General features: G+C 43.8%; 8 protein-coding genes and 1 riboswitch. Of the genes, 3 read left to right on the top strand and 5 right to left on the bottom strand.

The window, feature by feature from the left end:
* Window positions 1-68: 68 nt before the first annotated feature.
* From gcvPB to KXV15_RS05845, 5 genes are all read right to left on the bottom strand, one after another.
* A complete protein-coding gene (gene gcvPB / locus KXV15_RS05865; protein WP_240007249.1) occupies window positions 69-1,556 on the bottom strand; it encodes an aminomethyl-transferring glycine dehydrogenase subunit GcvPB in 1,488 nt (495 codons plus the stop codon).
* The gene (gene gcvPA / locus KXV15_RS05860) at window positions 1,556-2,914 is read right to left on the bottom strand and encodes an aminomethyl-transferring glycine dehydrogenase subunit GcvPA (RefSeq protein WP_240007248.1); all 1,359 of its coding nucleotides are present in this window, start codon (window positions 2,912-2,914) and stop codon (window positions 1,556-1,558) included. Before gcvPA ends, gcvPB begins: the two co-directional genes overlap by 1 nt.
* 9 nt (window positions 2,915-2,923) lie before the next feature.
* A complete protein-coding gene (gcvH, locus tag KXV15_RS05855; RefSeq protein ID WP_240007247.1) occupies window positions 2,924-3,295 on the bottom strand; it encodes a glycine cleavage system protein GcvH in 372 nt (123 codons plus the stop codon).
* A gap of 17 nt (window positions 3,296-3,312) precedes the next feature.
* Entirely contained in the window at window positions 3,313-4,458 is a 1,146-nt protein-coding gene (gcvT, locus tag KXV15_RS05850; protein WP_240007246.1) for a glycine cleavage system aminomethyltransferase GcvT, read from the bottom strand.
* Between the two features lie 158 nt (window positions 4,459-4,616).
* Window positions 4,617-4,701, bottom strand: a riboswitch (glycine riboswitch).
* Window positions 4,702-4,780: 79 nt separating this feature from the next.
* A complete protein-coding gene (locus KXV15_RS05845) occupies window positions 4,781-6,733 on the bottom strand; it encodes a S46 family peptidase (protein WP_240007245.1) in 1,953 nt (650 codons plus the stop codon).
* A gap of 625 nt (window positions 6,734-7,358) precedes the next feature.
* Between KXV15_RS05845 and KXV15_RS05840 the strand changes: the two genes are divergently transcribed.
* Genes KXV15_RS05840 through KXV15_RS05830 form a run of 3 tightly spaced genes read left to right on the top strand, consistent with a single transcriptional unit; the run spans window position 7,359 to window position 12,246 of the window.
* Entirely contained in the window at window positions 7,359-8,354 is a 996-nt protein-coding gene (locus KXV15_RS05840) for an SPFH domain-containing protein (protein ID WP_240007244.1), read from the top strand.
* 14 nt (window positions 8,355-8,368) lie between these two features.
* Window positions 8,369-8,818, top strand: a complete 450-nt coding sequence (locus KXV15_RS05835) for an NfeD family protein (RefSeq protein ID WP_240007243.1) — start codon at window positions 8,369-8,371, stop codon at window positions 8,816-8,818.
* Window positions 8,819-8,874: 56 nt separating this feature from the next.
* Window positions 8,875-12,246, top strand: coding sequence for a hybrid sensor histidine kinase/response regulator (locus tag KXV15_RS05830; protein WP_240007242.1), 3,372 nt, complete (start codon window positions 8,875-8,877; stop codon window positions 12,244-12,246).
* Window positions 12,247-12,339: the final 93 nt, after the last annotated feature.

Raw genomic sequence — 12,339 nt, 5'->3', positions numbered from 1 at the left:
TTAGCAGTATGACTGCCTATGAAGCGCAAATCTCCTCCCCCGTTTTCGGGGAAGGAGAAGAGGACGAACTAATCAGCCATTTTCAACACAGGCTTGCGTGCCGCTTGTGTCTCATCCAAACGCTTGCTTGGGGCAAGGTGTGGTGCGTGATCAAACCGTGACTTGTCGTTTGATTTTGCCGCCGCAGCCAAGCCACGCATTGATTTGATGAAATCATCCAATGTATGTTTGCTCTCGGTTTCGGTTGGCTCGATAAGCATTGCACCATGAACAACCAATGGGAAATACATGGTCATTGGGTGGAAACCTTCATCAATCATCGCCTTGGCGAAATCTAGTGTGGTAACGCCTGTTCCTTCTAGGAATTTGTCATCAAACAAGGCTTCGTGCATGCAATAGCCGTCAAACGCCGGTGTCATAACATCTTTTAGGGATGCAAGGATATAATTGGCATTCAAAACCGCATCTTCGGAAACTTGTTTCAGGCCGTCCGCGCCATGTGACATCATATAAGACAATGCACGAACATACATTCCCATTTGCCCATGGAATGCAACCATACGCCCGAATGCCTGTGCTGCTTCACCTTCCTTATGCTCAAGAAGTTTAAAGCCATCACCATCATTAACCACCCAAGGAACCGGGGCAAATGCCGCCAATGCATCCGACAAAACAGTCGGACCAGAACCAGGGCCACCGCCGCCATGCGGGGTTGAGAAGGTTTTGTGAAGATTGATGTGCATGGCATCAACGCCTAAATCCGCCACACGAACCTTGCCAACAATGGCGTTAAAGTTCGCGCCATCGCAATAAAAATAACCGCCAGCCGCATGGATAAGGTCGGCAATTTCTTTGATTTGGTGTTCAAAAAGACCGCAAGTGTTGGGGTTGGTAATCATACAGGCCGCAGTATCTTCGGTGATTTTTGCTTTGAAATCTTCAACATCAACGCGACCGTCCGCAGTTTGGGCAACCTCAACCACTTCAAAGCCCGCTTGGGCAGCGGTTGCAGGGTTGGTGCCATGTGCTGATTTTGGCACAAGAACCTTTTTTCGTGCCTGTAATCCACGGGCATCAAGTGCCGCACGGATTGCCAACATACCACATAATTCGCCGTGCGCACCAGCTTTTGGCGACATTGCAACCGCCTTCATACCAGTAAGTTTCAACAACCAATCAGACAATGTATCAATAAGTTCTAAAGCACCCTGAACGGTTGATTGCGGCTGAAGTGGGTGAATATCGCTAAACCCTGGCAATCTTGCCATGGCCTCGTTTAGGCGCGGGTTATGCTTCATTGTGCAGCTTCCAAGTGGGAACATACCTAAATCAATCGCATAATTACGCTGTGACAGGCGAATATAATGGCGCATTGCCTCTGGCTCGGTTAAGGCTGGCAAATTTGGCTTTGCTTTACGTTTTAAACCGCCAAGATTGTCTGCCAATCCTTCTGGCTTTACGGTATCAATGCCGGTTTTATCAACACTACCATATTCGAATAATAATTCAGTTTTTTGCAAAAGTGCCTTTGCACCAGTGAAAGTTTCAATTGTCATTAGATTGCACCTTTCAAAATGTTGGTCAAAACTGATACCAATTCGGCAATATCGTCATCGGTTGTTACTTCGGTTGCCGCGATTAGAAGAACGTTTTCAAAATCAGTAGCGTCTTTGTTAAGACGGCTGAATGGAACGCCGCCCAACACACCAGCATCCGCCATTTTTTGCACCACTTCGGTGGCGTTCATTGGCAATTTAACCGCAATTTCATTGAAGAAAGTTTTGGTCAAAACCTCAACACCCGCAATTTCGCCTAATGCCTTGGCCGTTTTGATTGCTGCCTCATGGTTTAGAATTGCAGTTTGTTCAAGCCCCTTTTCACCCAACAAAGTCATGTGAATGGTAAAGGCAAGCGCACAAAGACCGGAGTTTGTGCAAATGTTTGATGTCGCTTTTTCACGGCGAATATGCTGCTCGCGGGTGGAAAGGGTAAGAACAAAACCACGCTTTCCATCCAAATCCACGGTTTGCCCTGCAAGGCGACCCGGCATTTGGCGAATGAATTTTTCGCGCGTTGCAAATAGCCCAACATAAGGACCGCCAAAGTTTAGGGCGTTGCCAATTGACTGCCCCTCACCGACCACAATATCAATGCCCATCGCACCCAAAGGTTCGATAAGGCCGAATGCCATCACCTCGGTGAAAACACCGATTGATAATGCGCCCTTGGCGGTTGCCGCCTGAGCAATATCAGACAAATCTGTAATTGTACCGAACACATTCGGGCATGAAACCACCACAGCAGCAGTGTCGGCATCGATATGTTCAATAACCGCTTTTTCGCCGTCAACAGCAGGGTCCAGAGCCACAATTTCAATCCCGATATTATCGGCAAGAATATGCGCCGCCGCAAAATAATGCGGATGAATACCGCCAGAGAAAATGACCTTTTTACGTTTGGTAACCCGTGCCGCCATTACCACCGCCTCTGCACAAGCGGTTGAACCGTCATACATAGAGGCATTGGCAACATCGCAATCCAAAAGGCGCGCCACCTGGGTTTGGAATTCAAACAGGCTTTGCAATGTGCCTTGTGCGATTTCTGGCTGATAAGGGGTATAGGATGTCAAAAATTCCGAACGTTGAATAATATGATCAACAGTTGCCGGAACATGGTGCTTATACGCCCCCGCCCCACAGAAAAACGGAACATTTGCAGCAGGTGTGTTCTTACCCGCCATTTTCCCCAAAGTGCGGGCAACCGCCATTTCACTTTGCACCATTGGCAAACCGTGAACGGGGCCATCAAGGCGCGCACTTTCAGGAATATCTTTGAACAATTCATCAATGTTTGAAACCCCAATGGTCTCAAGCATTGATTTGCGGTCATCATCATTAAGCGGCAAATAACGCATTTTTAGTCCTTATAGGCTTTCAAGAAAGGCTTTGTAGGCATCAACGTCCATTAAGCCATCAAGTTCAGACGCATCCGATAATTTGATTTTTGCAAACCAACCTTCGCCTTCGGCATCTTCGGAAACTTTTTCTGGGCTTGCTGAAAGCTCTTCATTGGCTTCAACAACTTCACCAGAAACTGGCGCATAAACGTCCGATGCAGCTTTCACGCTTTCAACAACCGCAACAGCATCACCGGTTTTGATGGTTTTGCCAACTTCTGGCAGTTCAACATAAACCACGTCGCCCAATTGCTCTGCGGCATAGGCAGTAATACCAAATGACGCCACATCGCCTTCGATTTTAATCCATTCATGTTCTTGGGTAAATTTAACAGTCATCTCAACTCTCCGGAAGTTTATGCAGGTTTGTAATAATTATGCGGCACATAAGGTAATGCACCAATTTTCGCAGGGCGCGGCGTACCACGCACAATTAGATCTATTTCAGTGCCAATTGCGGCAAATTCGGTTTCAACATAGCCCATTGCAATCGGTGTCCCAACAGATGGCCCAAAGCCACCAGATGTAATCACACCAATTTTACGACCATCTTTTGAATGAATTTCAACGCCTTCACGCGCTGGGGCTTTGTCCAAAAATTCTATGCCAACTCGCAAACGTTTTGGCTTATTGGCAAGTTCATCAAGGATACGTGCCGAACCATTGAAATCACCGCGTTCGCGGCGGCATTTTTGAATGGTCCATTTCAAATCAGCTTCGATTGGTGAAATTGTTTGGTCAAGGTCATGACCATAAAGGCAAAGCCCCGCTTCTAGGCGCAAGCTGTCACGTGCACCAAGGCCAATCGGCTTTACATCATCATTTGCCAGCAGGAATTCGCATAATTTTACGCCATTATCCGCCAATACAAGAATTTCAAAACCATCTTCGCCGGTATAGCCTGAACGGGCAATAATAAGCGCGCCAAATTCGCTTTTGAAATGCGCGAAATTCATAAAGTTTAGATTGGTTGCTTCGACGGCAACAGATTTAATAACCTCTTTTGCCTTTGGCCCTTGAAGGGCGATAAGGCCATTCATATCAAGGCGTTCAACCACAAGCTCTCCAGCGCCAACTTTTTCAAAAATCGCAAAATCTTCTTCTTTGCCGCCTGCATTAACAACCACATAAAGGCTTCCCCGTGCATCGCGTGCCACCATCAAATCATCAATCACGCCACCATCATCATTTAGCAATGTGGTATAACGGATTTGCCCGATTTTAAGCCCTTGAATATCGCATGGTAAAACCTGTTCAAGGATTTTGGCAATTTTGATATGCGATTCTTCGGGGTTTAAATCGCCTTTATCTTTTAAATGAATATAACAAGGTCCCATGTGGGAAACATCAAAAAGACCTGCGTTTTCACGTGTCCAAAGATGTTCTTTGACAACGCCTTCTTTAAATTGCACAGGCATATTATAGCCGGCAAAGCCGACCATTTTACCGCCCATTTCGGCCCATAAATTTGATAAGATTGTTGCTTTTAGATTTTCTGTCATACCGCCCATTCCAAAACTTTGAGTCAATTGCGCATGCGGTTTTACCCGCCAACTTGCGCCCCTGCTGTTTTGGACCTGAGAGTTTTAGCCGAAATTATCCTATTGAATCATTCCGATTTGCTCCTTCGGCGGTGGTTGCCCACGCTCTCCAGCGATATATGTATCAAGCGGTCCTTTTGCCTGAGAGTTTCCGGGGCGGTTGCTCCTTCGGCGGTTTTTAAAACACTCTCCCGCTTAATGATTTTGCTCTTGCCAGTTTAATTTAAAACGGTCAAGCGTTAATTTGCTTTATAGTTTAGGGGAAATATTTCACCCCCTTATTTTATTGAATTATCCCTGTCTTTAGTTCATCAATTAGCCAGTTATCATTATAAACTTTGCTCAATGCTTCTGAAATAGCTGCATTAGAAACAGAAATTGTCCGCATTTTATTGCTAAAGAAATACATGTTCCCTGCTGATTCCTGATTACCATCAAAGACAGAACCAATCATAACCAAATCTTTGTTAAAAATTGGGGATCCTGAATTACCGCCCACAACATCATTGGTTGAAAGAAAGTTCATTGTGGTTTCGCGGTTTAGTTTTGTCTTTGCATCTTTCCATTTTTTTGGCAAAATCCGATCAAATTCTTTATTTTCTTGCCCATAAAAATCGCCAAGTTTGGTGCTTATTACATCTGAATTCTCATCAGGGCGAATTATTCCATATGAAAAGCGCAATTCGTTATCGGCATCGCTATAATCAAAGCGCGCGGGATCTGACTTTGCTTTTAATTCTTTTATTTGTTCGATAACTTCATGCGACCCTACGCCGTCCGCAATATTACTGTAAATCATACCATATTTCATTGCGGTAAAGTTCATCATGCGGCTTAATTGTTTTAACAGTGGTTGTTTATCACATGACTTTGGTTTCTTTGCCACGGGATTTTTCGCATCAAAAAACTCTGGGCATTCGGCAATTAATTTATCTGCAAACTCGTCGGGCGTATTATTTTGCAAAAATAATGGTACATCATCCTTATCAAGCGTTTTAACAATTGCATCGCCCCAACTTGCAATTTTTATTTTTTCACTTGCTGCGTCAAAACTTGATGGTTTGTTTAAGATGTCGTGGCCATCATGCATCAATACTTCTTCAGGCATTGCAATTTTCATGACGTATGGCGAAACTTCCATCAATGCCAATTTCATGAATAGACCGTGCAATGTTTTCATTGTTGCCACATCTCCGGCATCTTGCGATTTTATCCAAGGATCCGCCGCAGCACTCAATTCATTAGGCTTTTTTGAAAGATAATTTCTAACAATCGCTTCTTCTTCATCTTTGGATTTTTTTATTGCGCCATTATCAATACTATCTTGAACCGCACTAAATGCATCATATGAGTTTTTAAGTTCAAAAATTTCGCCTTTGTTTGGTGCTTTATTATTTTTTATTATTTTACTGATGGCGGCGCCATTCAACTCCATCAATACTTTGTGCATTGTATTAAATTCAAACAATATTTGATTATAGGTACGATTGCGGAACGAAACCCCAGGATATCCTGATGTAAACATTACATCGTCCCTTTTTGGCTCTATGGTTGACCATTTAAAATAATTGTTTGAATTTAATGGCTTGCCATCTTTATCATAGGCACGAATATAGGCCACATCCACCGAATAATGCGGAAAGCGGAAATTATCCTTCATAAAGCCAAATAGCCCAACATTCATTTCCGGTAAAAAAGCTAATCGAACATCTTTTATGGTTTTATAGCTATCGACACGTAATCTGCCGGATTTACCCTCGATAAAAACTTTACATTCGGAAATTTCTTTATTGCCGCAAAATTTAACGTGATATGTTGCAAGTTCGCTGGCAACCACCTTTTCAGCACCCATATCTGGGTAAATTGAGCCATCAAAAAACTGTATTGAAAAGTCTTGAAGCTTGCGCTCATTTTTTGGTGATTGGGCAATATAGCCGTTATCCGTTGTTTGTTTGCCAAAATCATCATTTTCGGCATAAATATCGAAAAGACAATGACTATTGGTTTGAATTAAACCATTTGGCGAAACAAATGCGCCCGAACAAACCTCATTGACCCGTACACTTGCGCGCATAATTTTATCAATTTCTTGTGGTGTGAATTTGACACCGTATTTATTGGCCATTTGCTCTGTTGGTAATTTGTCATATGACCACATCCCCTCTTCTGCAAATGCAACCGAACCAACAAATATAGAAGCAACCGAGACCAACGCAGGGACAATTTTATAATTCATAACACGCAATCTAAAAACACGTTCAAAAACAAACTAATTTGAATCACAAATTCCTATTTATTGAATAATTTTAGATTGCGCAAAGAGAATAAAGTATATGGTATCGCGACCTACCGTTTAAAATGAATTTTGGGGCATATAATTTTGAGCCAAAATAATTTTGGGGATGCCGCGGTTGTAATAAACACCCAAGACATCCCCCGCCATCCCTCATGATAGGGAATAAGGGAGCAAAGTAATAACACTAATAATCATAATAATGATTAAGTATTGTTTAAGTATAAAACAACATTTCCAAACACGCCCACCGACTGCGTCATAGATATTGCGTCTGCAATACATAAATACGCGCTAGTCTGCTTTTGGTATTGGCAAATTATTACTTTGCTCTTGAGAAAAAGTGTATTACAAAAAGCAAAATTTGCAAGAAAAAAGTGAACAATATTGCGAATCATAAAATCAAAACGAATCAGCGTCTTATTAATCACCCTCAAAACTTATCCACAGAAAATTTAGAGCAATTGGAATCTATGCTTCAAATAATTTGACAGGCAAAATATGCGATTTTGCTTGCAAAGATTCATAGAAATTGCAAAATTACAAACTCTTAGTAAAGGTGTTATAAATGGCTATATTGTCTAATCTTGCATTAATCCCATCAATTCTTGGTGAATTTGGTGCAGGAATTTTCTCTTTGGTATTTTTCGTCTTGGCAATTGCCTTGGTTTCTTCAACAGTAAAGATTGTTCCGCAAGGTTATCAATTCACAGTTGAACAATTTGGGCGTTATACAAGAACTCTTCATCCAGGCATTAGTTTTCTGTTACCCTTTGTTGAGACGGTGGGGCATAAAATCTCGATAATGGAATCGGTTTTTGATGTTCCGCGTCAAGAAGTTATCACGCGCGATAACGCGATGGTTTCATGCGATGCCGTAGTATTTACCCAAGTATATGACGCCGCCAAAGCAGCGTATGAAGTCGAAAATCTTCGTATGGCGATTTCCAACCTTGTACTTACCAATTTGCGTACCGTTATCGGCTCGATGGAGCTTGATGAGGTATTATCACAACGCGACACAATCAATGGCAAGTTGCTGCATACAATTGATGCCGCAACGACCCCTTGGGGCGTAAAAGTTGTGCGTATTGAAATTAAGGATATTACGCCACCTGCGAATTTGTCCGAAGCCATGGCGCGCCAAATGAAGGCAGAGCGTGACAAACGTGCCGATATCACCGAAGCAGAGGGTTCAAGAGCTGCCGCAATTCTTCGTGCCGAAGGATTGAAACAGGCAACCATCCTTGAAGCAGAAGCCCGCAAAGAAGCCGCATTCCGCGATGCCGAAGCACGCGAACGTTCAGCCGAAGCCGAAGCCAACGCAACCAAGGCCGTATCAGAAGCAATTGCAAGTGGTGACGTTCAAGCAATTAACTATTTCCTTGCCCAAAAATATATTGAGGCATTTGGAAAACTTGCATCTTCACCGCAACAGAGAACGGTTATTGTCCCTGCGGATATGGCATCACTTGCCGGTGCGGTTGAGGGGATTAAAACACTAATCGATAGTTCAAAAACAAGTGCCGATAATTCGACATCAATTCCTTCGGTTAAAAAATAAATTGGGAAGAATATATGCTTGAGACTTTTTTACAAAGTGGGATTTGGGTTTGGGCAACGATTGGCGTTTTCCTTTTGGTGGCAGAGCTTTTTACCGGAACCATGTATCTTCTTTGGATTGCGGTGGCGGCATTTATAACAACCTTAATTGTCGCCATATTTCCCAATATTGGCATGACCGGTGAGGTAATTATATTCTCAATTATTTCTGTAATCACGGTGGTTTTTGGGCGTAAATTATTCCCACCACCGCCAAAACAAGTCAATGAAGATATTAATAATCCAAATGTCCGCCTTATTGGGCAAATGGTTATAGTAAGCGATGATTTTGTTGGTGGTATCGGCGCGGTAAAACATGGCGATACACGGTGGCGGGCCACCGCAAAAACCAATCCCAAAGCCGGTGAAAGCCTAAAAGTAGTTGCGGTTGACGGCGCAACCTTGGTTATTGAGCCAGTAACATAAGCGTCTTGCCATACTGGGTTTTAGGCATTAATTACTAATATCCGGTGGGAAAATAAATGTCAGGAACAGTAATCTTTATCGTTGCGGCGCTTTATGCAATGGCGCTTTTTGCCCTTGCATTTTGGGCCAAAAGCCCGCGCATGCAAAACAATGGCGCACCACGTTATTCAAACCGCTTGCGTTTTATTGCCTATAATCTTGCGCTTGCGGTTTTTTGTACTTCTTGGACATTTTATGGCGCAGTAGGTACTGCGGTTGCCGAAGGTTGGAACTATTTGCCAATTTATTTGGGGCCAATATTATTATTTGGTTTTGCCACACCATTCCTTGAACGCTTAATCGAGGCGGTAAAGTTTGAAAACGCAACCTCGATTTCCCATTTTATTGGATCACGATTTTCCAATTCACGCGGCATCGCCGCACTTGTAACCATATTGGCGCTATTGGGGATTGTGCCATATTTGGCATTGCAACTACGCTCGGTTGGCACATCATATGCCCGCCTTTCGGGCGCCGAAGATATTGTTGGCCCAATGGCAATTACCGCCGTTACATTAACCCTTTTCGCAACGGTTTTTGGAACGCGAACTTATGATTCTGCAAGTCGCAATGACGGGGTTTTATTCGCGATTTCTGTTGAATCGATTGTAAAACTTGCGGCCTTTATTTCCATAGGTGTATTTGCGATTTTTGTGTTTTTAAAGGCCCCTGCCGCATCGCAAAATTTTGCCCTTGGGCAGATGTTGAATAATTTTTCCCCTGCCAATTTATCAATTGATTTCTTTGTTTTTGGCGCATTGGCAGCAGTCGCAATTATTTGTCTTCCGCGCCAATTTTATATTGGGATTATCCAATCAAACGCATCGTCAGACATTTCCAATGCAAGGACGGGTTTTATAACTTATCTTTTGCTTACAACCTTGATTGTTTTGCCAATCGCCCTTGCAAGTTTTGCCATTATGCCCGGCGGCAAAAGTGCGGATATGTTGGTAATTGATATGCCATTGCATCAGGGTTTTAACTCGCTTGCGTTATTTGTGTTTGTAGGTGGCTTTTCGGCGGCAACCGGCATGGTTATGGTCGAAACCATCGCGCTTTCGACCATGGTTTCCAATGATTTGATTGCGCCAATTCTTTTGCAAAACCCGCGCTGGTCGAAAAATGCCAATTTTGGCGAGACCATGTTGCTTATTCGCCGCCTTACCATTTTCGCACTTATGGCGATTGCCTTTATTTATGCGAGCCTAATTCCAGACTCATCATCACTCGCAACCATTGGTTTGATTGGCTTTGCCGCCGTGGCACAATTTGCGCCAGTTTTGATAATGGCGGTTTATTCCCCAAATCGTGATCCAATTGCCGCAAAATCCGCACTTGTAACTGGTTTGGTGGTTTGGGCCTATACATTATTATTACCAACCATCCTGCCACAAGTGATTTTACACCCACTCGAAGGAACTATTTTCAACCCCTATGGACTTTTTGGTTTCAATGGTCTTAGCCCGATTACCCATGGAACATTGTGGTCAATCGGGGCAAATTTATTTGTGCATTTCCTAACCAGTGCGCGCAAATTACAGGTTCCAAGGATTTTAATTGAATTTGGCTCAAAAGTTCGGGTTGGCAAAGTAACCACAAAAAATGACCTTCTTGAATTGGTGCGCCGCTTTGTTGGCGAAGAGCAAACCAATGAGCATTTCGCCAATATCAAAGATATTCACGCCCCAATCGACCGCGCCACCGCCCGCGAGGCCGAACGTTTGATTGCATCAGTAATCGGTGCACCATCGGCACGCGCATTGATGTCGTCGGCATTATCGGGTTCAAGTCTTACCATTTCCGATGTTGCGCAAATGCTTGATTATTCTGGACAATCTTTACGTTTTTCCAAGGATATTCTTGCCGCAACTCTTGAACACATCGACCCCGGCGTAAGCGTTATTGATCGCCACCAAAGACTTGTGGCGTGGAATAGTCGTTATCTTGATTTATTCAATTATCCACCTGGAATGGTGCGGGTTGGCGCACCAGTTGCCGACCTTATAAGATATAACGCAATGCACGGTGAATGCGGCCCAGGTGAGGTTGAAAACCATGTTGAACGCCGCCTTAACCACATGCGTCGCCGCCAACGCCACTCTTTTGAGCGGGTGCGTGAAGACGGTCGGGTTTTTAAAACCGTTGGTGGCCCAATGCCGGGTGGTGGTTATGTTAGCTGTTTTACCGACATCACCGCAGAAGCCCGCGCCCGCCAAGCACTTGAAAAAGCCCGTGGTGAACTTGAACGCCGCGTTGACGCCCGCACCAAAGAGTTAAAAGTCGCCAACAAAGCCTTATCCCAAGCGGCATCAGATAAAACCCGTTTCTTGGCGGCGGCAAGCCACGATCTGTTGCAACCACTTCATGCTGCGCGTCTTTTCACTTCGGCACTCGATAGAAAGATTGAGGCGCAAAACAAACAATTATTGCATAATATTGACCAATCAATTGAGGGCGCCGAAAAGCTTTTGCGTCGCCTGCTTGATATTTCCAAACTTGATGCCGGTGGGATTGTGCCGCAACCGCGCGACATGTCTGTTAAAGATAAATGCCAAGAGATTATCAATCTTTTGACCCCCGTGGCTTTGGAAAAGGGGTTAAAATTAAAATTCATCGCCAATGATTTATGGGTTAACACCGACCCCACCCTATTCCGCTCTATTGTGCAAAACCTTGTTTCCAATGCGATTAAATATACAAAAGACGGCGGGGTCTTACTTGGGGTGCGCAAACGCGGAAAAACCGTTTCAATAGAGGTTTACGATACCGGAGAAGGCATTCCACAAAGCTTTCAGGAAAAAATCTTCCGTGAGTTTGAACGCCTCCCACGGGAGGTTGAACCGGGGATGGGCCTTGGCCTTTCAATTGTGGAACGAACCGCACGCCTTATTGGTGGTAAAATCGACCTTAAAAGTATTGAGGATCAAGGCAGCCGTTTCTCATTATCATTGCCATTGATTAAAAAACCCGAAGATGGTGAAAAACTAAAAGAAGAAGAAACACGCATAATAAAACCCGATGCACCAAAAATCACCACAGATAAAAAGAAATTCCTTATTGTTGATGATGATGCCCGCGTACGCAAAGGCATGAATGAATTAATTTCTGCGCTTGGTTATGATTTTGATATTGCGGGTTCTTATGACGAGGCAATCGCCAAAAATGGCACATATAACGCCATGTTGCTTGATTATGAATTGGGCGGCGATAAAAACGGGCTGGATTTGGCGCAGGAATTATTAAAAACCAACCCAAGCGCAAAGGCCGCAATCATTACCGCCAAACCAATTGAGGTGGCACAGGCGCAGGCATTAGAACTTGGGATAGATATTTTCCGCAAACCCCTAAAAGCAAAATTCCTTACGCAATGGATTGATGATAATTTGTAGTCCATCGGGGATGATTGATTATCGTTCCTGAAGCAATTGACTATGCGTAAAATGTTTACATTTCCTACATTGAACTATGTTAGGTTGGTGGCG

This window comes from Pseudaquidulcibacter saccharophilus (assembly GCF_019455445.1).
Taxonomy (GTDB): Bacteria; Pseudomonadota; Alphaproteobacteria; order Caulobacterales; family Aquidulcibacteraceae; genus Pseudaquidulcibacter; species Pseudaquidulcibacter saccharophilus.
Note: the sequence above shows the minus strand (reverse complement) of the source record. Positions and strands in the feature narration are given on the sequence as shown.